Origin of the sequence: Mesorhizobium sp. M0676, from assembly GCF_040320535.1 — a bacterium.
Taxonomy (GTDB): domain Bacteria; phylum Pseudomonadota; class Alphaproteobacteria; order Rhizobiales; family Rhizobiaceae; genus Mesorhizobium.
Genome location: NZ_JAMYPU010000004.1, coordinates 99,560 through 123,541 on the forward strand (window position 1 = coordinate 99,560; position 23,982 = coordinate 123,541).

The following is a 23,982-nucleotide window of genomic DNA, read 5'->3' on the forward strand; positions in this document are numbered from 1 at the left end:
TCATTCTGCGCCTTGTGGATGATGGGTCATCGTTGCCGCCGCCGCGGGTAATGCCCTTGGGCTCACCTGTGGCTCGCCGCTGGCTGCGCTCTCAGCAGGCCCCGGACCCGGTGGGAGCGTCTGCTGAACGACCGCTTCGAACAGCCCAGGCTGGACATGACCGAAGGAAGCCGGCGCCACATTTGTGCTTTGCCGGGCGAGTTCGCGATAGGCGTTGGCGTTGAGCACGCCGCCCCCGCCACGCAGCGATGACGCCCAGCGGGTGAAGGCATCGGCTGAAACCGCGCTCACACTGAAATTCATATCCGAGAAGCCGTCGCCGCTGAAGTGCGCCGACTGGCCGAAAAAGCTGCCCTCGCGGTCGGCCTGCAGATGCAATTCGGTCTGCATGCCGTTCATGACGTAGACCATGCTGCCAAGCTGGGGCACGAAGAACGTGTTCATCACGCTGGCCGAGGTCAACTTGAAACGCACTGGAACACCGGCGGGAATAACCAGTTGATTGACAGCGCCCACGCCCTGCTCGGGATAGAGGAACAGCCATTTCCAGTCGAGCGCCACCACCTGAATGTCGAGCGGCGGCTGGCTAGAAGGGATCGGTTTGCGCGGATCGAGCTGATACGATCCGTAGTAGATCAGACCGCCAATGAACAGGATGGTGAGCGTCGGGATCGACCAGACGATCAACTCCACGCGTCCCGAATAGGTGAACTCCGGGTTATAGCGGGCGTTGCTGTTCGAGGCGCGGAACTTCCAGGCGAATGCCAGAAGTGCAACAAGCGTGGGAACAACGATCACCAGCATCACCGCCAGCGAGTTCAAAAGGATCGTGCGATTACCGACACCAATTGGTCCTTGGGGATCGAGCACTCCCCCCGTGCAACCGGGCAAGAATGCGCCTCCGACGATCCAGAGCAGTTGGCGTGTCAACTTAGGGCTGGATGGCAAGAACACCGGCTCTGCAATCTCTCTTTGCGGGAACGCGTGCTAGGGGCATGCGTTCATCGGGTTTCCATCTGAGCCTCCCCATGGCGCGGAACCTCGCGGCACTTCGCAGGGTGTCGCCCCCTGAGCGAGTGCCCCAACTGTCGCCGGCCGGGTTTGTTCCGCTGGACCGAGTTACTCTGTCCGATGGTCCCGCGTTGGCCAATCCGACCATAATTTCAGAACGATGGCGGCTCGATTGGCCTAGCTATCGGCGACGCTGGCTCGCGCACGAATTTCAATTTCGGCGGGACGGCGAATACCCTGAATCGCTCAGCCAGGTTATCGAGAGCCTGCCGCATGCCCACTCCCGCAGCAGCCGCACCGTGTCCACTGATGACCATCTGGGGACCCAAGGCAGCCAGATGCTTCACGGACCTTTCCGCTGCATCCCAGTCTGGCGTGAAATAGCGCGGCGGACCGTGCATCTCGAGATCCTGAATGGCGACTTCATAGACCGACTCCTGACCGGTGGTGATGAAAGCGTCTCCTACAATGAGCGAGCGGTCTTGCTCGCGCCAGAGCGAGATATGCCCAGGGGCATGTCCGGGTGTGTGCAGCCATTGCCATCCGGGCATTCCGGGGATCGATCCATCGGCGGGCAAGGGTTGCAAACGGCTGCCAAGATCGATTGGCCCGCGTGGAAAAAGCGGTGAAAGCAGCGCCATCAGTCCACCCCCAACCCAGGGATCCGGTGGCGGATAGGATGTGGTTCCGTCCAAATAGGGGTGCTCGAGTGGATGGGCGAAGACAGGCACGTCCCAGCCATTTGCGAGTTCTAGAACCGTTCCCACATGGTCGAAATGGCCATGGGTCAGGATGATTGCAGCCGGCCGTGCGTTAACGCCGAACCGCTTTTCCGCGACCGCTAGAATGCTGCTGCGAGACGTCGGCAACCCGGTATCGATCAGCACCCAGTTCCGATCTCCGCTGCCCGGTGCGCCGAAGAACACGACATTGACGATTGCTAGCCGCAAGTAACCCAGGTCCGGTGCGATGCTCCAAGCGCCGTCGCCACGATCCTCGCGCCTGGCGTGGTCGATCTCGGAAAGTCGAATCTGAACGGTCATGTGATCCCATGCCTCTGTTGTTGCCGAGCAGCCGCTCGAGTGGATGACGGCGGCTGTACATCGCCCCGAACTTGGGACGGGCCTCCTTGTTCCTCATTTGCACGCGGCGCCCGGACAGTTCACCACCGGAACAAAGGCTCTACCAATGGGTTCGGCACTACCCGGCCACGCAAGGACGAGCTGGACTGAGCAACGAACATGGGGCGCGCCCGACTGAATTCGGTATTTCGCCAACGCGGTTCCCGGTCCGGACAAGGCGGCCGAGTTCGAAGCCGATTGCCCAAAGGAGACTTCGAAAAATGAGCGAAGTGGGACGCCAGACGGAGGCCTCGGTTCCGGAAGCTTCGCGCTTCGCCAGTTTTTTCATGGCAGGCTTTGAATGCTCCTCGCACCGGCGCAAGGACGGCGTTCGCCTCGATCTTATTCGTGCGACCTCGCATAATTTGCATGCCCTGGGCGACTACCGCGGCTGCGCCGAACTCGGCCTTCGCACCATCCGCGACGGCCTGCGTTGGCATTTGATCGAAACCGCTCCCGGAACCTATGACTGGTCAAGTTGGGCGCCAATGGTCGAGGCAGCCCGATCGGCAGGTGTTCAGGTAATCTGGGACATCTTTCACTACGGATCTCCGGACCATGTCGATCAGGGCTCGCTGCATTTCATCGACGCCTATGCCTCGTTCGCGGCGGAAGCCGTCAAGGTACACCGTTCGATCACCGGAACATCGCCTCTGTTGTGTCCCATCAACGAAATCTCCTTTTTCGCATGGGCTGTCGAGGTCGGCTATTTCCCGCGCGTGGGGCCGAACAAACGTGGATGGTTCAAGCGGCACCTCGTCAAGGCCGCCATCGCGGGTGTTCGTGCAATGCGGGAGATCGATCCCGCCTGCAGATTTGTCTGGGCCGAGCCGCTTATCCATATCGCCCCTCGTGACCGGACCCGCAGCGAACGGCGCCGGGCCGAAAACGCCCGACAGGGACAGTTCGAAGCTTACGACATGTTGCTGGGCCGCGTCGAACCTGAGTTGGGCGGGAGCGAAGATGTTGTCGATGTCGTGGGCTTGAATTTTTACCCGCACAATCAATGGTACGTAAACGGGCCGACGATTCCGATGGGACACCACGAGTACCGCGCCCTGTCGGAAATGTTGCTAGAAGTTGCTCACCGGTACGGCAAGCCGATGTTCATTGCGGAGACCGGCTCCGAGGGATCCGGCGGGCCGGCTTGGCTCCACTATGTCTGCGACGAGGTGCGTTCCGCAATCAGTCTCGGAGCGCCGATCGAGGGTATTTGCCTGTACCCGATAACGGCCTACCCGGGCTGGGACAATTCGCGACATGCCGAGGTTGGTTTGTTTTCCGTCATCCAGGCTGATGGCAGGCGACACCTGCGCAAACCCACAGCAGATGAACTGGCCCGTCAGCAAGCTCTTCTCGTGGCGGACACGACGCCTTGAAGGGGCCTCAAACGGGGGAGGGGCGGGCGGGCGTCTGTTTAGAAACGCCGCCCGCGCCCGGGCGGGGCATAAGCGTTTTTCAGGCGCCCCAGCCTCGCGCAGCCAGGCATATCGCATGGTAACGTCGCTCAGATTTTCCTTGAGCCAGTTGGCCATGGCTTCCTCTTCGTTCAGGTTCTGCTTGAGGGCCCTTTCAGCATCCTGGAAGCCCCCGGCGTCGGCCAGTACCAGCAGCGAATTGTAGGCAGCAATCTCGTAGTTCTCGAATGCGAAATTCGCCAGGCTGTTCTTGATGATCTCGTCGCCGGCCATCGAATGTCCAATGGCGGCTACGCTGCCAACCATCGACAAGGCAGTGTCCTTGAGGGTGGAGTGCTCCTCACCAAGGCTCTCCAGGACGGACTCGAGTCTCGTGATCTGGCCTTCGGTTTCCTGAATGTGCCGGCGCAAGCGATCGGCCACCTCCGGATAGTTCTCTATACGCTCGACCTGAGGCTTCATGATCGACAGCGCTTGATTTTCCATGGCGTGCGCGTTCCGCAAACCGACGATAAATATCTCACGGCTTTCCGAGTTGAAGTTTGTATCCATCGAGTTTCTCCTTCTGATACCCGCCCGATCTTCCGTCTTGGAAGAAACTATCTTCTCGGCTCGGCCAACAACGGCTCCTCCGTGCGCGCCCAGGCCGGGAGGCTTTTTTGGATGCGCGCGAAAGTGGCCAGAGCCTGTCCGACTACCTGGTCCATGTTGTAATAGCGGTAAGTTGCAAGCCGACCGACAAACCACACGTCTGGGCAGCTTGCCGCGAGCGCTTCATAGCGCTTGTAGAGCACTTCGTTTTCGGGCCGGGGCACGGGATAGTACGGGTCCCCGATGTCCGTGGGATATTCGTAGGTCAGGCTGGTCCGCGAACTCTGCTGGCCGGTCAGATGTTTGTACTCGGTAATGCGCGTGTAATCTTCCGTCTGGGGATAATTGACCACGGCAACCGGCTGAAATTGCTCGCAATCCAGTGTAACGTGCTCGAAACGAAGCGAACGGTACGGAAGGTGCCCGAGCTGCCAGCCGAAATATTCATCGATCGGGCCGGTATAAACCATGCGCCTGAACGGTATCTTCTCACGAATTTCACGGAAATCGGTCTGCAGCATGATCTTGATATTCGGATGGTCGAGCATGCGCTCGAACATCCGCGTGTACCCGCCGGCCGGCATTTTCTGGAAGCTGTCGCTGAAATAGCGGTCGTCACGGTTGGTCCTGGTCGGCACTCGTGCCGTCACGGATTTGCTCAGCTGACTGGGATCGACGCCCCATTGCTTTCTAGTGTAGCCGCGGAAGAATTTTTCATAGAGCTCGCGCCCCACGGTGCTGACGACGACGTCCTCAGCCGTTCGGACGTCCTCCACCGTTTCGCGTCGCGACGCGAAGAAATCCTCCAGCTGTGCCGAGGTCAGGTCCAGCCCGTAAAGCCGGTTGATGGTGTCGAGATTGATCGGGATGGGAACCAGTTGCCCGTCTACGGCCGCCAACACCCTGTGCTCGTACGGCCGCCATTGCGTGAACTGCGAAAGGTAGTCCACTATGGCTTGGCTGTTGGTGTGGAAGATGTGCGGGCCGTAGCGATGGATGAGGATGCCGGCTTCATTGTAGCAGTCATAGGCGTTGCCTCCGACATGGCTGCGGCGATCGATCAGCAAAACGCTTTCCTGACGCTGCGACGCTATCCTTTCGGCAAGCACGCTGCCGGCGAAACCCGCGCCGACGATCAGCCAATCGAACATGGCTATGCACTCCTGCGAAGGGGCACGACCTTCTTGCGTTGATAGGCGCGCTCAATGTGAGCTGCCATGACATTCCATGTCCGTTCCCAGGACATGTCCGCAAGATAGGCATCGACTTGCTGCAGGAGCATCTGACGCGGTCGCGAAAGAACGGAGCGCAGCTTGATTTCCAGATCGTCACAGTCGGCGATTTCCACCAGCCCGGCAGCACCGTAACTGCGCACCACGTCGACGATTGCCGTCGAGATCACCGGCAGACCCGCGGCGAGGAATTCCGGCGTCTTGGTCGGGCTGATGAAACGCGTGGCCTCGTTGAGGGCAAACGGCATCCATCCGGCGTCCCAATGGCGCAAATAGTCGGGCAGATCGCAGTAGGCTTTCGGGCCAAGCCAATGCAGGTTTTCGGCTTGCGGCAGGCTTGCAGGGTCGATCTTGACGACCGGACCGAGCATGACGAAATGCACGTCCGGCATTGTCTTTGCCGCTAGCGCCACGAGATCGACGTCCAGCCGCTCGTCGATGACGCCGAAATATCCAACCCTCGGGGAAGGAATGCCGGCCTGGTCGGCTGGGTCCCTTCCTGGCCGTCTTGCGGTGTGAAAGTGCCTCACATCGATGCTGCTCGGAAATGGAAAGATGGCAGGATGCAGGTGACGCTTGGTCTCGAACAAGCTTAGACCACCGGTGAAAACCAGATCCGCGCGGCGCAGAAGCGCCTTTTCCATCTGGCCCAGCTCGGGGGGCGCATTCTTGAACGCAGAGAGTTCGTCCATGCAGTCATAGACGCATATGTCTGGGTCGAGGAATTCCGTGAAGCGAAGAGCCATTGGGGTGTAGTACCAGGCGATCAGCCGGCTATGCGGCATAGAAGCGATCGTCTGCTGCACAAATCTCCGCTGGACGGCATCTGCTTTCGCGGCCGACGTGCCGAGCGGCAGCACTGGTGTGACAATTAGAATGTTTTCCGATGCCACGCTCGTCCGCATCAGCGGCTGCGGCAATTCTTCGAAAAGGGGCTCTTCAAAGTAGACCACTCGCTGCTGAGCGGATGCGAGAGTGAGGAGATGCTGCGGACGCTGGTGAACAAAATTCCATCGTAAGTGGGAGAAGCAGACCAGTATATTTTCGCGACGAACATATTGACTGCCGGTTACCCCGCCAAAGGCCGCATCCATTGACATACTCCCTCTGTGACACTATTTATGTTACGATTAACATTTGTTAATCGCGAATGGAGAGAACTACTTAGTTCCAGCTCCTAACTTTCGATCAGGTGAGTTGTTCCAACTGAAATGAAGAAGGCCCGGTCGCCCGCTTGTTCCACGCACGAAGCGGGATCTGGTTGCGGAGGCGAGGGCGGCTGTCGGAACCCGGCCGCCACTGAAAGCGTGGTTCAACGAGGAATGCTGGTGGACAGCGGCATTGCCGTATTTGCGTTGAACTCGTTGGCTATAGAATGTGCCTAACATCAATGATTCGCCTGTATCTCTGCGCGTCTCCGACTGCCGAGGCGAATTCCGGGGCTGACATGAACATCAACTTTGAAACTAACGTTTTTCCACTGTTTCATCCGCAAAGCGTGGATGATCTCAAGGACCCGTGTCCTGTCTTCGATGGCCGTGTCTGGCACGTCTTCGGGTCAAGCGGCACGGTCACCACCGAGACGTGGAGAATCTTGCATGCCACGGCGCCCGATCTGTATGGGCCGTGGGCCGAGCATGAGCCGATCGAACTTCCAATCAACGGCACTGGTGTTGCGGCTCCCGGTGTGACCCACGAGTGCGGCGTCTTCCACATGTTCATCCAGACGGAATTCATGAAGTCGGGTGGCCGTTGCGAGCATGCGGTTTCCAACGACGGGTTCCATTGGGTAGTCCTCAGTCCGGCCATTCTGGCCATCCCGGACACGGAAGAGGACGGAATTTACGATCCGCATCCGGCAGTCATTGGCGGTGGGCGCTACCTCGTTTATTCGGCTATGCCAAAATTCACCAGGGTGCCTCAGCCCGACATCTATCTGGCGCGTAGCCAGTCCGACTCGTGGTTCGGTCCGTGGAAGCGGATCGGCAAAATCCTCGACCACAACGATGTTCCCCACCATAACACCAGAGATGATCCCGACTACGAATGGGGCATTGAGGGCGCGCAACTGATCGAATTGCCGGACGGCCGGGTGCTTCTCAATGCCACGTGCTTTCTTCCGGACGGCCTTCGGGGAAACCGGCAACGGGTGTTTTTTGCCATAGCCGACGAGGTCAGCGGACCTTACGTTTCGATCGGCCCGGTGCTGGAGCCAGGTCAACCGGGCGAGAACGGCCACTCGACAGTGATGATCGAAGGAAGTCAGCTTTCGCTGTTCTACCAGAGCCGGGTTGCCACAACCGATCACCGATGGCGCTACGGTTTGGCCAGATGCGACGTCGCTCTCTTTTCAAAGGTCGCGTGATTCCAGGCTGCCATTAGCGCCTTGAGGCCGATGCGCGTCATGAAACTCCGGAGGGTTGAAGGTGATCCGCGTCGGTGACGTTAGCAAAGTGTCATCGCGACACAGACGGATCGACGGATTGCCGCGATTGCACTTGGGGGCGGCAAGTCGGGAAGGCTGGCCTTGACTCTGTGGCTTTAGCGAAATGATTTCAGCCCGTTCGTCAATTTTCTCCGTGGCATTGATGACACCGCCAGATGCCCGACTAATGGGCTCATAGCTATTTCTTCGGTCCCTTGACAGGGAATGTCGCGTCGCCGTCTTTTTTGCCGGAGATCACCCGCGGATCGGCGCTGGCGACGCCATCGCTTCCCCCGCCCTTGTGGTCCTTTTCCGACTGACCCTTTGCGTCCTGCTCGGGTGTCCGTTTTGATGTTCGAAGCGTCTTGTCCACCATCATGGCCTCGCGTTTGCCATCCAAACTTCCGGCAATTTCGAAAGTTCCACCGCCGCTTAGCAGGTCGAAGGAACCAGTGAGTTGGAACGTCGTGGCGGGACGTGAGTTGTAAGCGAGGATATTCACCCGCAGGAGGACGCTTATGGCTAACCGCCGAGAGCAGCAGACGGACCTCACGCCCGCCGAGGCAACAGACCGCATCTGGGAACTCGCCGAGGACATCGACGTCTGCATGTTTGTGACCTGGGACGGCGAGTACAATCGAGCCCGTCCGCTATCTGCGCGTGTGGTCCGTGAAGAAAACGCCATATACTTCCTCGTCAATGACGACAGCGCCAAGAGCAAGCAGCTGTCGACCTATCCAAAGGTCACATTGGCCTGGAGTGACAACAGCCACTACAAATACGTCACGATGTCAGGCCCGGCCACAGTGACAAATGATAGGGAAAAGATCGCCGAGCTCTGGGAGAAAACTGACTCAGCCTGGTGGGATAATGCCGATGATCCCGAGATTCGTCTGATAACGGTCAAACCCGACGAAGGCGAATTGTGGGACAGCCCGGGGCTAATGATGGCTACCGCAACGATGGTGTTTGCGGCCTTTACCGGCGCCAAGCCGAATGTGGGCGACAACGCGAAGGTCGAGCTCTGAGCGAGCGGCTAAACTAACCTCTGCTTTAGAGGCAGCGTCGATGAGCATTTTGGAAACCAGCAAGAAAGTGATCGAGAACGTCACCGGTTTCGCAAGACCGCGCAAGCAAGCTGTCGCCGGATTTGTGAGGCAGCGAAAGTCGAATGAGTTCTGGTTCAAGGATGATGGACTTGTACCCAATCATCCAGCATGGCCGCTCGTCGTTTATCGCGGCGCCGTCGAATTGCCCGAAGGACTTGATCCAGCAGCCGTCATGGAGGTGCTTTTCGATGCAAACGGATGGGGCGATAGCTGGCGAAACGGCATCTATGATTACGTTCACTATCATTCGCAAATACACGAGGTTCTGGGAATTGCGCGCGGAAATGCTGAAGTCCGATTTGGCGGCAAGAAAGGACGAACGCTGTCGCTGAAGGCCGGTGACGTCGCGGTCCTCCCGGCAGGGACCGGGCACCAATGCCTCTCGGCATCCGATGATTTTTTGGTTGTCGGCGCGTATCCTCCGTTTGGGAGTTATGACGAATGTAGGAGCAAGGATCAGCATAGCGATGCGCTCGCAACCATCCCCAGCGTGGGGCGTCCGCGCAAGGATCCTGCATATGGCAGCCAAGGTCCGCTGCTGAAAAGTTGGAAGCGCTAATTTAGTCGTCGGGGTCGAAAGCCTTGGCAACTGCGTCTTTCTCAGCCTGCGGCAGGACTGTCATTGTGAGAATGAAGGCTGACAGCAGGAGACAGACGCCATTCGTGATTATGATCGGCCACTCTGCCTTCATGATGCCGAAGGCCAGCCACAAGGCGAAGCCCAACACAGTGATGGCATACGTCGGCGCGGAGATGCCGCTTGTCTCCCGTGTCCTGATGATTTTCCAGGCTTGCGGGGTGAAACTGCTCATCGAGCAGACGGTCGCGAGATAGCCGATGAGCGTGACTGTCTGCATGGAAGCGGCCCTGGCCTACGTCGCAGATATGCGCTTGAGATCAGATACGCGGACCACGCCGTGCTGGCTGACAAAGGTCAGGGTGGAGGCCGTGCTCTGGCTCTGCGAAACGCCGGATATGCGATGGTCGCCTGTGTCATAAATCTCCATCTTTCCATGATCGTCGATGACCAGGCGGCTTCGCTCAGGAAACGCTGCGTAGCGCATATTGTTTTGAGAACCAGCGGCAGACGGGCTCCCAAGCTCCTCAGGCCACCATGAGCCGGCGTGGGCCATAGCTGCAGAACGATAGCTCACATTCGTGTCGGCGCGTTTTGGCTTGGCGGGATGATCGAGCAGGTAGGCCGAGAGCTCCGCCGCGATAGCGTTGAGCTTCGCCTTGAGGCTGTCATTGAACACGTCGCCGACCATCGTCATGCCGGAAGACCATTGTGACATTCCTCCGAAGTCGACGTGGCTGAACTGGGCCATGGTTCCACCACCACGCCGCAACGCCTCGAGGACAGCCATGACAGCGCCATCGGTGACGCCATGCTGGCGTGCAAGACGCGCAATCAGTTCAGCTTCCTTTTGACTGTTTGTCATCATTGCGTCCTTTGAATCGCTTGGCGCCGGAAGTCCTCATTGCTGGCATGACATGCGGCCAAATCTAATCACGAAGGAGCGCCACTAGGTCTTCAGGCTCCTTGCCGAGGAAGCTCAATCAAGTTCTATCCAGGCTGGGGCATGATCGCTCGGCTTGTCCCATGCACGCGTTTCGGCATCTACTCCGGCATTCTTCAGGCGATCCAATAGGGATGAACTCAGCAAGAGATGGTCCATCCGGAGCCCGGAACTCCGATCGTACCCGCCGCGGTAGGAGAAGTTCCAATAGGTGTAAATTCCCTTTTCTGGATGAATGCGACGGACGGCATCGATCCAGCCCTGAGCAAGCATTTCGGCGTACGCGCTCCGGCTCTCGGGGAAGTAAACGGCATCGCCAACCCAGCGCCCCGGCACCGCCGCGTCGATCGGGCCTGGAACGACGTTATAGTCGCCGCACAGGATGGTCGGTGAGCTATCGCCGAGCAGCACCTGGCCATAGGTGATCAAACGTTGGAACCAGCGAAGTTTGTAGTCGAACTTCGGCCCCGGCGCTGGATTGCCATTGGGCAAATACAGGCAGCCGACAACAAGCCCATTCACATCAGCCTCGATGTAGCGGCTGTGCGAATCGTCGGGATCGCCCGGCAGACCTCGACGACGTTCCAGCGGCTCAATCCCGCGAGCGAGGATTGCCACGCCATTGTAGGACTTCTGTCCGTGCCAGATTGCGCCATAGCCGGCGTTTCTAATCGCGTCGACGGGAAATTTTTCGTCAGAGGTCTTCAGTTCTTGAAGGCAGACGATGTCATAGCCGGTTTCGCCAAGCCACTTGAGAAGCACTGGCAGTCGGCCGTTGACGCCATTGACGTTGAAGGTTGCGATGCGGGTCATCTCGACGATTTAACGTCTTTGCGCCGCTTCGATGCGACATAGAGTCGGTAGCCAAATCTTGCCTTTTGTCATCGTCCATCTGCATTTTTGCTCGAAGCATTGGTGCTTTGACCGGAAGCAGCGGATGTCTTTGCATCTTTGGAATGCGCGGCAATTGCCGGACCCGCGCCGGTAGCTTTCCGCATATCGCCGCTCCCCTTGCCGTCAGTCGATTTCTTGCTCAACAGTCCTGAGAAATATTTTCCAAAGAAGCCCATCCGACTCTCCATCTTGGCGCTCATTCGGCGACTTTGCGGGCCCTGAACTCATCTCTGCGCTGTTCTCGCAGCTGCCGAGGATCGCTGCGCGAACCGCCAAGCGCGCGGCGCCTGACCAGCGCGGCCGAACACTCAAGCAGGAAACATTCCAGTCCTTTGTAGATATGCGTGATCATGTCCTTCATCTCCCGGGACCGCCTCGGCACATGGGTCGCCGAGGCGGTTGGGTAGGCGATCAATCAAGCCGCTTTCCGTTCTGCCGCTCGTTCGTTGACGCCGGCTTCACCGAGGGCAGTCAACGCCTCGTCGGTGGCCTTCTCCTCTTCAAGTGTCGCATTGAGGAGCGCAACCACGTCATCCTTGCCGAGCGTCGTAGCCCAGGCAATCAGGGTTCCATACCTGGCGATCTCGTAGTGCTCCACGGCTTGCGCGGCACCGACGAGCCCTGCATCGAGCGAAGTCGAACCCTTGTACTCCTGAAGGATTTCAGATCCTTCCTCCAGGATGCCGTCGATCGCCGGGCAGGTTTTGCCGCGCGCGGCCGCGCCGAGAATCTCGAAGACCTCCTCCAGACGTTCGACCTGCCCCTCGGTTTCAGCGAGGTGCTTCTCGAATGCTGCCGAAACTTGCTCTTCGGATGCGCCTTTGGCCATCTTCGGCAAGGCTTTCAGAATTTTCTTCTCGGCATAGTAGATGTCTTTGAGGCCATCGAGGAAAAGGTCCTCCAGGTCCTTGTTGTTGCCATTGGCTTTCTTGGCAGTGGGCATTGTGCCGTCTCCTCTGTTGAAAATTGCCCGTCGCGAGCATTTTCTTAACTCGGAAACCCGAACCCGGTTCCGGCATAATGGAGATATCTAAATTTAAAGGGTCCTGCGCTTCAGTGAGAACAACGACCACGTCATTCTCGTCGAAGAGCCGCGGCGGGGTGCACGCCATCGGGCTCCCGCCAACAGTTCACGGTCTGAGGGGCTGGGACTACAGGAGAAGCAAGTTCCGCGGCGGCAGCAGAGCAGTCGGGGCAACGCCTCTCAAGCCTCCTGACCGCTCTGCAGCCGCTTGATTGCTGGCCCTGCTTGCATCCAGCAATTGGGTGATTGGACGCTGCGTATGCAACCAGAATACCTCAGAATGGTTCTAGCTATGATTTGAGCGGGATGGCAGCGAGCGCCGTCCAAAGGTGGCAATTTTTATGGACGTATCACTTTCGCGAACCGCAGACGACAACATCAAGGCCGGCAAGAGCGGCTTGCTGCTTGTCTCGGACAATTATGACGCTTTCGCCGTGCGCGTGCTGGCGGCAAGGAGCGCTGAGCGCAGCCTCGACCTGATGTATTACCTTTGGCATGATGACCACACCGGCCGCTTGCTGCTTCGCGAGGTTTTTCGAGCTGCTGAGCGCGGTGTTCGGGTGCGCATGCTCCTTGACGACGTCAATCCGCGCAAAAATGATGCGGCATATCTGGCGCTGAACCACCATCCAAACATCGAACTGAAGTTGTTCAATCCGAGCGGTATCAGGCGCGGCCGGATCATGCGTGGTGTGGAAGTGCTGTTGCGGCTCTTTGCATTGACGCGACGGATGCACAACAAGGCTTGGATCGTTGACGACAAATTTGCCATTGTCGGCGGTCGGAATGTTGGCGATGCCTATTTCGATGCGGCAGAAACCAATTTCCGGGATCTCGATCTGCTGCTCCTGGGGCCTGCGGTACGGCAAACCGCGGCGATATTCGATGCCTTCTGGGCTTGCAATGAAGCCAAGCCAATCAAAACCTTGGGATCAGTGGCTGAGCATGAGCATGCCAAATGGCTTGAAGGAAGCGATACCGGCCCCGATCCCAAATTCCTGAACGGCATCGGCAACCGGGGCTCGATCACGGAGTTTATTGCGGCCAGCAACGACGTTCATTGGGTGGATGGCGTGCGGGTCATTTCCGATCCGCCGGAGAAGGTTCGTGGTTGGAGACGTCGCAGCTGGCTTATGAAAGAGCTGCGTCCGATCATCCAATCCACCCGCGGGTGTCTGGAAATTGTGTCGCCCTATTTCATCCCCGGCAAAAGGGGCACAGCGATCTTGCTGGACCTTGTCGGCGCCGGTGTTGACGTTTCGGTTCTGACCAACTCCCTGGCCGCTACCGACGTGGCCGCAGTCCATGGCGCTTACGCAAACTATCGCAAGCGGCTGCTGAGGAATGGCGTCAAAATTTTCGAGCTTCAGCCGTTCAACCGGCGCTCGGCAATCTCGGTGTTTGGCTCGAAGGGCGCCAGTCTGCATACGAAAGCTTTCACCGTCGACGACAATATCGGCTTTGTTGGTTCCTTCAATTTCGATCCACGGTCAGTGTCCTTGAACTCGGAAATGGGCGTGCTGTTTGAGGATCCGAAATTGGTCGCCGAGCTGCGGCATCGATTCCAATCGGAAATATCTCCGGAAACAAGCTATCGGCTCGAACTGAAACACAATGTCCTGCATTGGCATGGATGCGGCGAAGGCAAGATTCAGGACTATACGCATGAACCAGAAGCCGGATTTTTTCGCCGTATCCTGGCGGTCTTCGTCCGTCACCTCCCGATCGAATCTCAGCTCTAGCATCCGACGATGGCCGAGGACCTCGCGATCTCAGCAAATTGCCCTGCCGGGGATCGCGTGAGCGAAACGTGAAACCCTGATCTACCACGGGTCAGCCAGACCGCATCACACCCGGTTCTTCGACAATCGCGTCGCCAATCCCATGCTGTCCGGCGTCCGGATCACTCGGCAACACGTCGGAAAAATTGACTGTGGCGACCAGGTATCCGGCTTCATCGTAGACCTTGATAGTCGATCCCGATTGCTTGGTTCCTGACCCAGGATCCGCCGCCACCGCTACGCGCGCCATCTCTATTGCTCTCGGACTGGCCATCTCCGCACTCGCTAGCTCTTCCTCGAGAGCGGTAGTCTGGCCGGATACTGTCGTCTCAAAGCGGAATTTTGGCATGGGCAACCTCCTGTTCCTATGCAATTCCGGCGTCCGGGTTGCGTTCCAAAGAAACAGAATTGGTGGGAAGCAGCTAAGATCGCCGCGATGGCCAGACCCGTGTCGCCACGAAGGTCAGCAAACCCGTGATCACAATCCAGGCCTGCACCTCGCGTTGGATGGTTGGTCCAAGGTTCGATGTCTGTCGCGACGGGCTCTCTGCCTCCACTATCGGTTGAAGGTCGGACCGACTGCCGAGACGGACGGAATAGGCCCGCGTGAACTCGGCGCCGAGCAGGAATATCTCAGACGAATAGTAAACCCAAAGCAGCACGACCAGCAGTGCACCCGCCGCGCCATAGGAGGATGCGATCGCGCTGGTTCCGATATACCAGCCAATCAGCGACTTGCCGATGGTGAAGAGCAAAGCGGTCACTGCCGCGCCAATTGCGACATCGCGCCAAGCGAGTGACCGGTCCGGCAGGATCTTGAAGATCGCGGCAAACAGAGCGGAAATCAGCACGAATGATACAATGCCGTTTATCGACGCGAGAATGATCGTGCCGAACGGCAGATGGGCGTTGATGACAGCGCCAAGCGCGGAAATGGCGGCACTCGCCGCCAACGACACAAGCAGTAGAAATCCCAACGCTGCAACCAGACCCAGGCTGGCCGCCCGCGCCCGCACCAATCGCGACACAGACATGGGTGGTGGGTCAATCTTCCAGATTGTGTTGAGCGAAAGCTGCATTTCGCCAAACACCCCGGAGGCTGTCACGAAGAGGGTGACGATGCCCACCAAGGTGGCAACAGTGCCGGCGGTTCTGTGAGAAGCGCTTTCGATGGTGCTGCGCAGAAGGTCGCCGGTTTGCGATCCCATCACGCCTGCGATTTCGGCCGACAGAGCGAGTTGAGCTGCTTCATGCCCAAAGACAAGTCCAGCAATCGCAACAACGATCAACAAGATCGGGGCCAGGGACGTAACGGCATAGAACGCCATCGCCGCACCGTGGCTGAGGGCATTGTCGTTGATGAATCCGAGGATGCTCTCCTTGCCAAGAACCCAGGCTTCGCGTGCCACCCGCATGGGGAATTCCTTTTGCCTCAACGAGCAACCTAGTGCTGTCGGCAACGAAAGCGAGACCTGCCGCCAGTGCGCGAGGCGCGATTGCCGAGACACGCCCGCTTGTCTCTGCACGAACGGCCAGAAATGTTCCATGCGGCGCCGGAACTCGCCGGGCTCGTAATGGTTATCGGTCATCCGATTGGAGTGATCAAAAATGCCTGATAATGAAAACCGTCGCGAGACCGGCGCAACGAAGTACCCGGCTAGAACAGGTCCTGATCCTTCGGATGCGTTCTCTCAGGATGCGGCCGGCAACAAGAAACCCAAGAGTGGGGTCGGTCTGACGCGGCCAGTCAATGAGGTGGATGACAAGACGCACCAATCCGATGGCCAGAACGCCCCGGCGAGGCCGGGCGGCGGAAACACGGTCAAGCCATGAACGTTGCCAATCTTCAGCTTGAAGGGTTGATGATGGCGGTCGCGTCAATCAACAACCTGCTCGTTCACAAAGGTCTGCTGTCAATTGACGAGATCGATACCGCCCTGCGAAAGGCAGAGGCGTCCATGACAGGTGACGAGCGGACCTACGAAGACATGTCACCGGCCAACCGTGACGCGATCTGCTTCCCGATCCGGCTTCTGCAGATCGCAAACAACGCGCAAGGCGAACTGGACATCCCACCATTTTCAGAGCTTGCAAAAATGGTTGGGCAAACCAAGGAACCTTAACGTCAGCGGTGACGACACCTGTAGTCTCCGTGAAGGCCTCATTTGACGCCGATGCCACTCTGAAGCGGAAAAGCAGCATCGGCGTCGTCTCGGCTATGAACCGAACCAAATCTCACCCACTGCGTTGAGTCCCGGCGTTGCGTCATTAGTCGGGGCACTTCCATGAAAACGGGCGAGCTTTCAACCTACCGGGCCAAAAGGGATTTCGCGAAGACGAAAGAGCCCAGCGGCGAAAGCTCGATTGCGGGTTCGAACCGACTCCGGTTCGTCATCCAAAAACACGCGGCCACGCGGCTGCACTATGATCTTCGCCTCGAGCTTGGCGGGGTCTTCAAATCATGGGCTGTGACCAAAGGTCCATCACTGGATCCTCACGACAAACGACTTGCCGTGGAGGTTGAGGATCACCCGCTGGAGTACGGCGACTTCGAAGGCACGATTCCCAAAGGACAATATGGTGGCGGCACGGTGCAGTTGTGGGATCGCGGATATTGGGAACCGGAAGGCGCCATGTCTCCCGAAAAGGCGTTGGAAAAAGGCGACCTGAAATTCACGCTGCAGGGCAAGCGCCTGCATGGAAGTTTCGTCCTAGTGCGCATGAAGCATGACCGCAATGGCGGGAAGCGGACCAACTGGCTGCTGATCAAACACCGCGACAAATACGCGACAGAGGGCAATGGCGATGCCGTGCTGGCTCAGGATCGATCCGTCGCCTCGGGTCGGAGCATGGAGAGGATTGCAGCGGGGAAGGGGGCAGGTCCGAAGCCGTTCATGATGAAAGGTTCATCGTTGGCCGATGCGGATGCCGTTTGGGACAGCAAGCGCGGCCATGCCGACAAGCGCGCCGCCAGGTCGGCAAAGCCTGCTCCGCGGCCGAAGCGAGCCGCTGGTGCCTCAGCGGCGAAGATGCCCGACTTCATCCCACCACAGCTTTGCGCGACGCTCTCCCGGCCGCCGGCCGGGACGAACTGGGTTCACGAAATCAAGTTTGACGGTTATCGCGTCCAGTTGCGCGTGGAAGACAAGGACATCGCGCTTAGGACCCGCAAGGGTCTTGACTGGACGGAGAAATTTGGCGCCATCGCAAAGGAGGCCTCCAGTCTTCCCAACGTCATCATCGACGGCGAGATCGTAGCGCTTGGCGAGAACGGCGCGCCCGATTTTGCCGCACTGCAGGCAGCGCTGTCGGAGCGCCGGACGAAGGACCTGATCTACTTTGCCTTTGACCTGCTCTTCGCAAATGGCGTCGATCTGCGAAAGATGCCTCTCTCACAACGGAAGGAACGTCTGAGCGAGATGCTCGGCGAAGTCGATCGCGGCGAGCAAAATCTCATCCGCTATGTCGAGCACTTCAGCAATGGCGGCGACGCGGTGCTGCGTTCTGCCTGTCGCCTGTCGCTTGAGGGGATTGTCTCCAAAAAGGCCGATGCGACCTATGTTTCGGGGAGGACCGACACCTGGGCAAAATCGAAATGCCGCGCCGGGCATGAGGTGGTCATCGGCGGCTGGTCGACGACCAACGGCAAATTCCGGTCATTGCTCGTCGGCGTCAATCGCGGTGAACATTTCGCCTATATCGGCCGTGTGGGGACCGGATTCAGCGAGGCAAAGGTCAAGCAGCTGATGCCCAGGCTGCAGGAGATGAAAGCCGCGACGTCGCCGTTTACCGGCGATGGCGCACCGAAAAGGAATTCAACCGTCTTCTGGACGAAGCCGGAATTGGTCGCGGAAATCGAGTTCGCCGGCTGGACCGGGGGTGGCAATATCAGGCAGGCCGCCTTCAAAGGCCTGCGTGAAGACAAGCCCGCAAAAGACGTCGAGGCCGAGCGTCCAGCCGATCCTCAAGAGACGCCGATTGCCGACCCTGCCAAGGTGACTGGCAAGACAGGAAAAAGCCCGGTTGTCATGGGCGTCATCATTTCCAAGCCGGACAAGCCGCTTTGGCCGAATGCCGGCGACGGTCAGCCCGTCGACAAGCTCGATCTTGCAGAATATTTCGAGACCGTTGGCCCCTGGATGATCAGACATATCAAAGGTCGTCCCTGTTCACTCGTGCGCGCGCCGGATGGCTACGCCGGCGAGCAGTTTTTCCAGCGCCACGCAATGCCAGGCACATCCAATCTGCTGGAACTGGTAAAAGTCTTCGGCGACCACAAACCGTATCTGCAAATCGACCGCGTCGAGGGTCTGGCCGCGATCGCCCAGATAGGCGGCCTTGAGCTTCACCCCTGGAATTGCCAGCCGGGTCATCCCGAAATACCTGGCCGACTTGTCTTCGACCTTGACCCCGGTCCGGAAGTCCCTTTTGCGAAGGTGGTCGCGGCAGCCAAGGAAATGCGCGATCGTCTCGAAGATCTGGGCTTGGTGAGCTTCTGCAAAACCACGGGCGGCAAAGGCTTGCATGTCGTGACGCCATTGGCGGCCGAACGCAGCAAGACGACATGGGCCGAGGCCAAGGCCTTCGCAAAGGCCGTCTGCATCCAGATGGCGGCAGATAGCCCGGATCTCTACCTCGTCAACATGGCCAAGAAGCTGCGGACATCCCGGATTTTTCTCGACTATCTCAGGAATGATCGCATGGCGACAGCCGTCGCCCCTCTCTCCCCTCGCGCCAGGGAAGGCGCGACTGTATCCATGCCGCTGACCTGGAGTCAGGTGAAGGCGGATCTCGATCCGAAAAAATACACCGTTCGCACGGTCCCGGGCCACCTGAAAAAGACCGTCGCCTGGGCTGACTACGACGATGGCGAACGGTCGATCAGCAGTGCCATCAAACGGATTGGTTCAGCAAAGCTCGCCGCATGACGACGTCGGTTCGCGCAAGAACGCCATGACAGCTGCGGCTACCGCCTCGGCTGCTTCTTCGGCCATATGATGTCCGCTTTCGATCGGTTGGCCCTTCAGTTCGGTGGTCCAGGGTCGCCAAACATCGAGCACGTTGCCGTAGAGTGCCTCAAGGTCATCGCGGGCGGACCAGAGCGCCAAGGTCGGGCACGCGACCCGGCGACCAGCTTTCCTGTCGTCGGCATCGTGCAATTGGTCGATGGCCAGACCTGCCCGATAGTCTTCAAGCATGCCGTGAACAACATTCGGATCGTGGATTGCGTCCTTGTAGTCGACATAGGCCTCAGCCCCCATGGACTCGGCTGAGCCGCCATACCATGCGTCAGGATCGGCCATGATTGCGCGTTCGGGCTTGTCCGGCTGTGCGAAAAAGAACCAATGCCACCAGAGCTTCGCAAAGCGGGCGTCGCAGCGTTCGAGGGCTTCCAGGATAGGGACGCTGTCCATGACGATCAGATGGCTGATCGCCGACGGGTGATCCATGGCTGTTCGGAACGCTGTGTAGCTGCCGCGGTCATGGCCTGCGATGGCAAACCGGCGAAAGCCGAGATGTCCCATGAGAGCAATGCAGTCCCTGGCCTTGGCACGCTTGGAGGATCCAGCATGGTCCACGGCGTCCGCCGGTACCGAGGACTGGCCAAAGCCCCTCAGATCGGGGCAGACAACTGTGTGGTCGGCGGCGAGAAGTGGGGCTACCCGGTGCCAGGTAACGTGCGTCCGAGGATGGCCATGCAGCAAAAGAAGCGGCGGGCCTGAACCTCCATACCTGACTCGCAGTGAGGACTCGGGCAGATCCACGGTCTCTAGCTTGAATCCTTCAAACATCCGCTTCTTTGTCGTCAGACTGTGAAAACAAGTCCCGCATGTCCATCTTCAACCCACGCCGGTGAAATTGGTTTCGGGCATTTGTCCGTTTGGAGATCTCTCTCATTCCAATGGTTCGGCCGCCGTTCCGCCAGCCCTGGCGCTGGCTTGCAGATACGACGCCCGAGATCCAGCGTCCTGCCTCACCGGTCTCTGGGATTGCCCAGGGCGGGGTCGCGCGCCCGGGTGTAGCCCTCGACGCGAGGCAAACCGTCATCCATCCTGATAAACGGCAGCCGCATTTCCCAATAGGCCTGGGCTTGGGGATGGTACTTCTCGGGCGCGTCCATGAATCCGATCGAGATGTAGAACTCATTTGGCAAGCCTTCATCGGTGTACCCAATCGAGGTGCCACATTCCGAACAGAAGGAGCGCACGACGCCCCTGGTTTTCGAAAATGTTTTTGGTTTGGAGCCGAGCCAATCGACCTGATCTGGACGATAGCCAATCCAGATCGTCAGTGGGCTGCCGATCGCTCGTCGGCAGTCATCGTCGTGGTCGAAACAAATCCAAAAGGGATCGCCACTGAATTCAGCTGTGATGGCTCCGCAAAAGCAATGCCCTCATCAATCCGGGCCGGTTTTCTGACCGTCGTTCGGGGTTTGTCGTCCATGGTAATCTTCCGGCCAGCGTGGTGGCGTAACGCCGCGGACGGCAAGCAGTTCCTTTGGACGTCACAGAGCCGCAGATGCGCGCAACCGGCGGGCTGCTGGTCAATATCATTCGAGGCAGATCAGGCCTTAATTTGTTGGGAACATTTTTTCAGGTCCGCACTTTGTTCGCCGTCTGACCAAAGGAGGCGACCTTGAAAACACGACGCGTCGACAGGGAAAAGATCGAGAGGGCGGATCGAGAAGCCAAGTTGCTGTTGGAAGCGGAGCGGCATGCCAGGGAAGCCAAGACGGCGCGGCTTAGAGAACAGCGACAGTTGTTGGAGGCATCGATAGCGCAGACCCCGCCCGCGCCCGTAGCCGCAAAGCAGCCGCCCCGCCAACGAAAGCCGACGCGCAAGGTAATCGAGGTGGACTGACGGTTTGGTCACTTGGGGCTTTTGCCAAGGTGGGGAGTTGATATGACAGGGCAGGGGATCCGGCAGCATGAATACCAAAGCGGTAAGTCCGGCCGTCGCCAAAGCGGCTGCTCGGCGTGCTGGATCGGGGTCTCATCACCGGTGTGTCCGACGACGATCCTGCGAGAGCCGCTGAAAAAGGCGCCCGAGCGGGCCGAGAACCAGCGAATCCGGCTGGACACTTACGTCGGGAACAATCGCACGCGCGGACCGTTCCCCAAGCGATCTTCACGCTCAGGATTTGCTCTTGTTGCAGCGACCGGATGAAATTCTCAACGAGGCTTCGCAAACGGTTGGTGACCCTCTTGAGCGCGACGCCGTAGGTGGGGAGCCAACTGGCGATCGCGCCATCCCGCGTCGTCTGGTTGTCGTCTCGAACAGGCTGGGGAACATTCGCGATCTGTCGCAAGCCGGCGGACTTGCTGTAGGCATCGGGGATGCGTTGGCCGAGCGTGGAGGCCTGTGGCTAGGAGCAAGCGCCGAGTATCAGGACTACGCCGCGAGCGACGAACCGCTGATCCGCTTGGAACGGGTGGGAAAGATCGAGACGGCTGCGCTTACCCTGCCCTATGAGGAGTATTCGCTCTATTACAATGGCTATGCCAACAGCACGCTGTGGCCGCTTTTTCATTACCGACTCGACCTGGTGAACCACCGGGCAGAGTTTCTACACGCCTACCGGCAGATCAATGCGCGGTTCGCGAAGGCGCTCGCAGGACTGCTGTCGGGCAACGACGACCTGGTGTGGGTTCACGACTACCACCTTATCCCCTTGGCCGCCCAGTTGCGGCGGCTGGGAGTCCGGAATCGGATCGGTTTCTTTCTTCACATACCGTTCCCGCCGCCTGACTTGTTTGTAGCCACGCCCGACCATGAAGAACTCATCGATGATCTGCTTCAATATGACGTCGTGGGATTCCAGACCGAAACGGACGTGGGGAATTTCCGGCGCTCAGTGCAGGCGGCCAACTCCACTACTTTTGATATCAATGGTTCGGCTGAGATGAACGGCCGCACGGTGTTATCGAGGTGTTTTCCGATAGGCATCGACGTCGATTCAATCGCACGCATGGCCAATGAGGCGGCGGAGGATGTGCAGATCGATTCCATGCGCCGCCAGATTCTGGGCCTCAAGCAAATCATCGGCGTCGATCGGCTGGACTACTCCAAGGGTCTCCCCGGCCGCATGCAGGCTTTCGCGCGTCTTTTGGAAAGGCATCCGGAACAAGAGCGGGCGGCAACCTATTTGCAGATTGCGTCGCCGACGCGCGAGGAGGTCAGCGCCTATGCCGACATCCGGGCCCAGCTTGAGGCAACCGCCGGCGCGGTCAACGGAAGATACGCGGATTTGGCTTGGACCCCGATCCGCTACATCCACCGTGCCGTATCACGCTCTCGGCTTGCTGGCCTGTTGCGCGCTAGCCAGGTCGGATTGGTCACGCCCCTGCGTGACGGAATGAACCTCGTCGCCAAGGAATACATAGCCGCGCAGGACGAAGCCGATCCCGGAGTGCTGGTGTTGTCGCGTTTTGCAGGTGCGGCCGAAGAACTTGCCGAATCCTTGATCGTAAACCCGTATGCGGTCGACGAGGTTGCCGATGCGATCGCAAAAGCGCTCGCGATGCCGCTTGAGGAAAGAATTGCAAGGCATAGTGCACTGCTCAAGCGCATCACGCGCAATGACGCAGCAGAATGGCGGCGGTCATTTCTCGCCACGCTCGCGGGTGAGAACTAGCGCCTGGCATCGATGCCTGAACCCGTCCGTGTGTCACGCGTCCCACACGGTCATAGCCCGGCCATAACCCGGCTTGCCTAGCAGTTCGAAAGGCCTTGAAGCTGATCGTGTATCTTGTCCGTCCGCATCAGAACCTTTTCGCTCGTTTGACGGAAGCGCGATAGCCCGCCTCAATCGGTGGACTATCGAAGGTCCCAGGGAACACACCGCCGGTCCGGTCGTTTGGGCTCTGATAGGAGATCTGCGATGACAAGGAACCCCACGCGAAAGGACAGAGATCTCTCTGAACAAGAGGCAATCAAGTTGGCCGAAGCCACCGACGTGTCACCCGGGCAGGCCAAAGAGCTTGCAGCCGAGCACGGCAAAGCCGGCGCCAAGAAGGAAGCAAGAAATTACAAGGCGGAGGGCTGACTATGGCGGCCAGTGGATCCGCAAACGACAGAGACGCACGAGCCACCCTCTACGCACAAGGAGTAATGGAAGCCGAGCGCAAAGCGCGGGAAGAGAAAACGGCGCGATTGCGCAAAGCCCGTTTGGCGCACGAGGCGATCAATCCGCCTGCACCCGAGCGGCAACCGACAGTGCCGAAAGCGCCAAAGCGGGCCGCCAAACCAGGCAGCCGAAAAGCTGGAGAAGATTAGCTTCAGCTTCTTCGGCTGTGCCGGCGGAACGCGTCGGGGAAGAGCAGACCGTGCGGTCGATCTGCACGATAAATTTGTATCTCATCGAATGACACAAAGGAGTCCAGTGATGACGGAGCATGTGTCCCGGAAGGAAGAACAGCGTGGCACCCGAAATGTACTCGGGTGGGGCGTCGTCATTGCGGCTGTTATCTTCGTCGCCCTGCTAGCCTTCTTTGTGTTCATACCCCTTTCAGGCGGATCGTGGCAGACATCGCCGGTAAAGCGCACCCCGGAACAGAACCAAGGCGGCAATGCCCCCGCCGAGACATCACCCGCGGCCGGCGTCAAAAAGAGCCCGCAAGAAAATACCGAGATGCCAGGGCAGCAATGATCGACCTCGGGCTGCGACCCAAGTCGGCCCTGATTTTCCAGGTCGTCTCATCGGCGCCATGATGGCATCAGGGCTTTCTGGGCGCAGAACGGCTGAGCTATTGAGACTGGGCTTTCGCCCACATCGAGCGCTGAAAGATTACCGCACCAGGGGTCTGGCGAACGAGGCGATGACGCCATCGTGGAACTCGAGGCAAATCAAGATGCC

The 23,982-nt window shown here is 58.8% G+C and carries 27 protein-coding genes and 1 pseudogene; 11 read left to right on the forward strand and 17 right to left on the reverse strand.

All coding sequences use genetic code 11. The features are described from left to right. Entirely contained in the window at positions 1–966 is a 966-nt protein-coding gene (gene cyoA / locus NKI35_RS05825) for a ubiquinol oxidase subunit II (RefSeq protein ID WP_352545315.1), read from the reverse strand. Positions 967–1,163: 197 nt separating this feature from the next. Then, positions 1,164–2,054 carry an MBL fold metallo-hydrolase gene (locus tag NKI35_RS05830; RefSeq protein ID WP_023668030.1) on the reverse strand — a complete coding sequence of 297 codons (891 nt, stop codon included), beginning with the start codon at positions 2,052–2,054 and terminating at the stop codon, positions 1,164–1,166. 299 nt (positions 2,055–2,353) lie between these two features. Between NKI35_RS05830 and NKI35_RS05835 the strand changes: the two genes are divergently transcribed. Continuing rightward, positions 2,354–3,511 carry a hypothetical protein gene (locus tag NKI35_RS05835; RefSeq protein ID WP_023691420.1) on the forward strand — a complete coding sequence of 386 codons (1,158 nt, stop codon included), beginning with the start codon at positions 2,354–2,356 and terminating at the stop codon, positions 3,509–3,511. 75 nt (positions 3,512–3,586) lie between these two features. Here the strand turns inward: NKI35_RS05835 and NKI35_RS05840 are convergent. The 3 genes and pseudogenes from NKI35_RS05840 to NKI35_RS05850 all read right to left on the reverse strand — a co-directional run. Beyond that, a pseudogene (locus tag NKI35_RS05840) lies at positions 3,587–4,102 on the reverse strand (ferritin-like domain-containing protein); the annotation flags it as partial. 47 nt (positions 4,103–4,149) lie between these two features. Then, a complete protein-coding gene (glf, locus tag NKI35_RS05845; RefSeq protein ID WP_023733195.1) occupies positions 4,150–5,292 on the reverse strand; it encodes a UDP-galactopyranose mutase in 1,143 nt (380 codons plus the stop codon). Positions 5,293–5,294: 2 nt separating this feature from the next. Continuing rightward, a complete protein-coding gene (locus tag NKI35_RS05850; RefSeq protein ID WP_023817827.1) occupies positions 5,295–6,467 on the reverse strand; it encodes a glycosyltransferase family protein in 1,173 nt (390 codons plus the stop codon). Positions 6,468–6,820: 353 nt separating this feature from the next. On the opposite strand from NKI35_RS05850, the gene NKI35_RS05855 reads away from it, so the two are divergent. Then, entirely contained in the window at positions 6,821–7,738 is a 918-nt protein-coding gene (locus NKI35_RS05855) for a glycoside hydrolase family protein (protein WP_023681142.1), read from the forward strand. Between the two features lie 259 nt (positions 7,739–7,997). On the opposite strand, the gene NKI35_RS05860 is transcribed toward NKI35_RS05855, so the two are convergent. Beyond that, on the reverse strand, positions 7,998–8,300 hold the full coding sequence (locus tag NKI35_RS05860; protein WP_155923928.1) for a hypothetical protein: 303 nt from the start codon (positions 8,298–8,300) through the stop codon (positions 7,998–8,000). Between the two features lie 16 nt (positions 8,301–8,316). On the opposite strand from NKI35_RS05860, the gene NKI35_RS05865 reads away from it, so the two are divergent. Continuing rightward, positions 8,317–8,826 (forward strand): pyridoxamine 5'-phosphate oxidase family protein, encoded by a 510-nt coding sequence (locus NKI35_RS05865; RefSeq protein WP_023691415.1) that lies wholly within the window; start codon positions 8,317–8,319, stop codon positions 8,824–8,826. A gap of 40 nt (positions 8,827–8,866) precedes the next feature. Next, positions 8,867–9,466 (forward strand): cupin, encoded by a 600-nt coding sequence (locus tag NKI35_RS05870; protein WP_023691414.1) that lies wholly within the window; start codon positions 8,867–8,869, stop codon positions 9,464–9,466. Between the two features lies 1 nt (position 9,467). Here the strand turns inward: NKI35_RS05870 and NKI35_RS05875 are convergent, their stop codons facing one another. The 6 genes from NKI35_RS05875 to NKI35_RS05900 form a co-directional block, all read right to left on the reverse strand. Then, positions 9,468–9,764 carry a SemiSWEET family sugar transporter gene (locus NKI35_RS05875; protein ID WP_023681146.1) on the reverse strand — a complete coding sequence of 99 codons (297 nt, stop codon included), beginning with the start codon at positions 9,762–9,764 and terminating at the stop codon, positions 9,468–9,470. A gap of 15 nt (positions 9,765–9,779) precedes the next feature. Then, a complete protein-coding gene (locus NKI35_RS05880; protein WP_031193040.1) occupies positions 9,780–10,349 on the reverse strand; it encodes a hypothetical protein in 570 nt (189 codons plus the stop codon). Between the two features lie 114 nt (positions 10,350–10,463). Continuing rightward, the gene (gene xth / locus NKI35_RS05885; RefSeq protein ID WP_023696334.1) at positions 10,464–11,240 is read right to left on the reverse strand and encodes an exodeoxyribonuclease III; all 777 of its coding nucleotides are present in this window, start codon (positions 11,238–11,240) and stop codon (positions 10,464–10,466) included. 68 nt (positions 11,241–11,308) lie between these two features. Next, complete coding sequence (locus tag NKI35_RS05890; protein WP_245259911.1) at positions 11,309–11,521, reverse strand: hypothetical protein; 213 nt, start codon at positions 11,519–11,521, stop codon at positions 11,309–11,311. Beyond that, entirely contained in the window at positions 11,518–11,673 is a 156-nt protein-coding gene (locus tag NKI35_RS05895) for a hypothetical protein (protein ID WP_155923313.1), read from the reverse strand. The genes NKI35_RS05890 and NKI35_RS05895 overlap by 4 nt, the downstream gene beginning before the upstream one ends. A gap of 63 nt (positions 11,674–11,736) precedes the next feature. Continuing rightward, the gene (locus NKI35_RS05900; RefSeq protein WP_023681150.1) at positions 11,737–12,264 is read right to left on the reverse strand and encodes a YciE/YciF ferroxidase family protein; all 528 of its coding nucleotides are present in this window, start codon (positions 12,262–12,264) and stop codon (positions 11,737–11,739) included. Positions 12,265–12,686: 422 nt separating this feature from the next. On the opposite strand from NKI35_RS05900, the gene NKI35_RS05905 reads away from it, so the two are divergent. Further along, positions 12,687–14,087, forward strand: coding sequence for a phospholipase D family protein (locus tag NKI35_RS05905; protein ID WP_352739040.1), 1,401 nt, complete (start codon positions 12,687–12,689; stop codon positions 14,085–14,087). Positions 14,088–14,178: 91 nt separating this feature from the next. Here NKI35_RS05905 and NKI35_RS05910 read toward each other — a convergent pair whose 3' ends face one another. Both NKI35_RS05910 and NKI35_RS05915 read right to left on the reverse strand, forming a co-directional pair. Beyond that, the gene (locus NKI35_RS05910) at positions 14,179–14,475 is read right to left on the reverse strand and encodes a hypothetical protein (protein WP_023830869.1); all 297 of its coding nucleotides are present in this window, start codon (positions 14,473–14,475) and stop codon (positions 14,179–14,181) included. A 73-nt stretch (positions 14,476–14,548) separates the two neighbouring features. After that, positions 14,549–15,715, reverse strand: a complete 1,167-nt coding sequence (locus NKI35_RS05915; RefSeq protein ID WP_023668046.1) for a YihY/virulence factor BrkB family protein — start codon at positions 15,713–15,715, stop codon at positions 14,549–14,551. Positions 15,716–15,734: 19 nt separating this feature from the next. Here NKI35_RS05915 and NKI35_RS05920 point away from each other — a divergent pair, with 19 nt between their 5' ends. The 3 genes from NKI35_RS05920 to ligD all read left to right on the forward strand — a co-directional run bounded on the left by NKI35_RS05920 (position 15,735) and on the right by ligD (position 19,054). Then, a complete protein-coding gene (locus NKI35_RS05920) occupies positions 15,735–15,959 on the forward strand; it encodes a hypothetical protein (protein ID WP_155921617.1) in 225 nt (74 codons plus the stop codon). Further along, positions 15,956–16,249: a hypothetical protein gene (locus NKI35_RS05925; protein ID WP_023687836.1), complete on the forward strand. Its 294-nt coding sequence runs from the start codon at positions 15,956–15,958 to the stop codon at positions 16,247–16,249. Before NKI35_RS05920 ends, NKI35_RS05925 begins: the two co-directional genes overlap by 4 nt. A 162-nt stretch (positions 16,250–16,411) precedes the next feature. After that, a complete protein-coding gene (gene ligD, locus NKI35_RS05930) occupies positions 16,412–19,054 on the forward strand; it encodes a DNA ligase D (protein WP_352739042.1) in 2,643 nt (880 codons plus the stop codon). Here the strand turns inward: ligD and NKI35_RS05935 are convergent. From NKI35_RS05935 to NKI35_RS05945, 3 genes are all read right to left on the reverse strand, one after another. Then, a complete protein-coding gene (locus tag NKI35_RS05935; protein ID WP_023741820.1) occupies positions 19,034–19,918 on the reverse strand; it encodes an alpha/beta fold hydrolase in 885 nt (294 codons plus the stop codon). The two genes, ligD and NKI35_RS05935, sit on opposite strands and share 21 nt — an antisense overlap. Before the next feature lie 182 nt (positions 19,919–20,100). Further along, positions 20,101–20,466: a GFA family protein gene (locus NKI35_RS05940; RefSeq protein ID WP_352739185.1), complete on the reverse strand. Its 366-nt coding sequence runs from the start codon at positions 20,464–20,466 to the stop codon at positions 20,101–20,103. Further along, on the reverse strand, positions 20,415–20,570 hold the full coding sequence (locus NKI35_RS05945; protein ID WP_352739044.1) for a hypothetical protein: 156 nt from the start codon (positions 20,568–20,570) through the stop codon (positions 20,415–20,417). The genes NKI35_RS05940 and NKI35_RS05945 overlap by 52 nt, the downstream gene beginning before the upstream one ends. Before the next feature lie 192 nt (positions 20,571–20,762). Here NKI35_RS05945 and NKI35_RS05950 point away from each other — a divergent pair, with 192 nt between their 5' ends. The 3 genes from NKI35_RS05950 to NKI35_RS05960 all read left to right on the forward strand — a co-directional run bounded on the left by NKI35_RS05950 (position 20,763) and on the right by NKI35_RS05960 (position 23,775). Continuing rightward, the gene (locus NKI35_RS05950) at positions 20,763–20,987 is read left to right on the forward strand and encodes a hypothetical protein (protein WP_023681156.1); all 225 of its coding nucleotides are present in this window, start codon (positions 20,763–20,765) and stop codon (positions 20,985–20,987) included. A 286-nt stretch (positions 20,988–21,273) separates the two neighbouring features. Continuing rightward, a complete protein-coding gene (locus tag NKI35_RS05955) occupies positions 21,274–22,761 on the forward strand; it encodes an alpha,alpha-trehalose-phosphate synthase (UDP-forming) (RefSeq protein ID WP_352739046.1) in 1,488 nt (495 codons plus the stop codon). Positions 22,762–23,511: 750 nt separating this feature from the next. Beyond that, a complete protein-coding gene (locus tag NKI35_RS05960; RefSeq protein WP_023736053.1) occupies positions 23,512–23,775 on the forward strand; it encodes a hypothetical protein in 264 nt (87 codons plus the stop codon). The last annotated feature ends 207 nt before the right edge of the window (positions 23,776–23,982 follow it).

Bases quoted from the DNA above. Each gene is read 5' to 3' on its own strand.
- NKI35_RS05830 (WP_023668030.1), bottom strand. From the start codon at position 2,054: ATGACCGTTCAGATTCGACTTTCCGAGATCGACCACGCCAGGCGCGAG.
- NKI35_RS05835 (WP_023691420.1), top strand. From the start codon at position 2,354: ATGAGCGAAGTGGGACGCCAGACGGAGGCCTCGGTTCCGGAAGCTTCG.
- glf (WP_023733195.1), bottom strand. From the start codon at position 5,292: ATGTTCGATTGGCTGATCGTCGGCGCGGGTTTCGCCGGCAGCGTGCTT.
- NKI35_RS05850 (WP_023817827.1), bottom strand. From the start codon at position 6,467: ATGGATGCGGCCTTTGGCGGGGTAACCGGCAGTCAATATGTTCGTCGC.
- NKI35_RS05855 (WP_023681142.1), top strand. From the start codon at position 6,821: ATGAACATCAACTTTGAAACTAACGTTTTTCCACTGTTTCATCCGCAA.
- NKI35_RS05865 (WP_023691415.1), top strand. From the start codon at position 8,317: ATGGCTAACCGCCGAGAGCAGCAGACGGACCTCACGCCCGCCGAGGCA.
- NKI35_RS05870 (WP_023691414.1), top strand. From the start codon at position 8,867: ATGAGCATTTTGGAAACCAGCAAGAAAGTGATCGAGAACGTCACCGGT.
- NKI35_RS05875 (WP_023681146.1), bottom strand. From the start codon at position 9,764: ATGCAGACAGTCACGCTCATCGGCTATCTCGCGACCGTCTGCTCGATG.
- NKI35_RS05880 (WP_031193040.1), bottom strand. From the start codon at position 10,349: ATGACAAACAGTCAAAAGGAAGCTGAACTGATTGCGCGTCTTGCACGC.
- xth (WP_023696334.1), bottom strand. From the start codon at position 11,240: ATGACCCGCATCGCAACCTTCAACGTCAATGGCGTCAACGGCCGACTG.
- NKI35_RS05890 (WP_245259911.1), bottom strand. From the start codon at position 11,521: ATGAGCGCCAAGATGGAGAGTCGGATGGGCTTCTTTGGAAAATATTTC.
- NKI35_RS05895 (WP_155923313.1), bottom strand. From the start codon at position 11,673: ATGATCACGCATATCTACAAAGGACTGGAATGTTTCCTGCTTGAGTGT.
- NKI35_RS05900 (WP_023681150.1), bottom strand. From the start codon at position 12,264: ATGCCCACTGCCAAGAAAGCCAATGGCAACAACAAGGACCTGGAGGAC.
- NKI35_RS05905 (WP_352739040.1), top strand. From the start codon at position 12,687: ATGGACGTATCACTTTCGCGAACCGCAGACGACAACATCAAGGCCGGC.
- NKI35_RS05910 (WP_023830869.1), bottom strand. From the start codon at position 14,475: ATGCCAAAATTCCGCTTTGAGACGACAGTATCCGGCCAGACTACCGCT.
- NKI35_RS05915 (WP_023668046.1), bottom strand. From the start codon at position 15,715: ATGACCGATAACCATTACGAGCCCGGCGAGTTCCGGCGCCGCATGGAA.
- NKI35_RS05920 (WP_155921617.1), top strand. From the start codon at position 15,735: ATGCCTGATAATGAAAACCGTCGCGAGACCGGCGCAACGAAGTACCCG.
- NKI35_RS05925 (WP_023687836.1), top strand. From the start codon at position 15,956: ATGAACGTTGCCAATCTTCAGCTTGAAGGGTTGATGATGGCGGTCGCG.
- ligD (WP_352739042.1), top strand. From the start codon at position 16,412: ATGAAAACGGGCGAGCTTTCAACCTACCGGGCCAAAAGGGATTTCGCG.
- NKI35_RS05935 (WP_023741820.1), bottom strand. From the start codon at position 19,918: ATGTTTGAAGGATTCAAGCTAGAGACCGTGGATCTGCCCGAGTCCTCA.
- NKI35_RS05945 (WP_352739044.1), bottom strand. From the start codon at position 20,570: ATGGACGACAAACCCCGAACGACGGTCAGAAAACCGGCCCGGATTGAT.
- NKI35_RS05960 (WP_023736053.1), top strand. From the start codon at position 23,512: ATGACGGAGCATGTGTCCCGGAAGGAAGAACAGCGTGGCACCCGAAAT.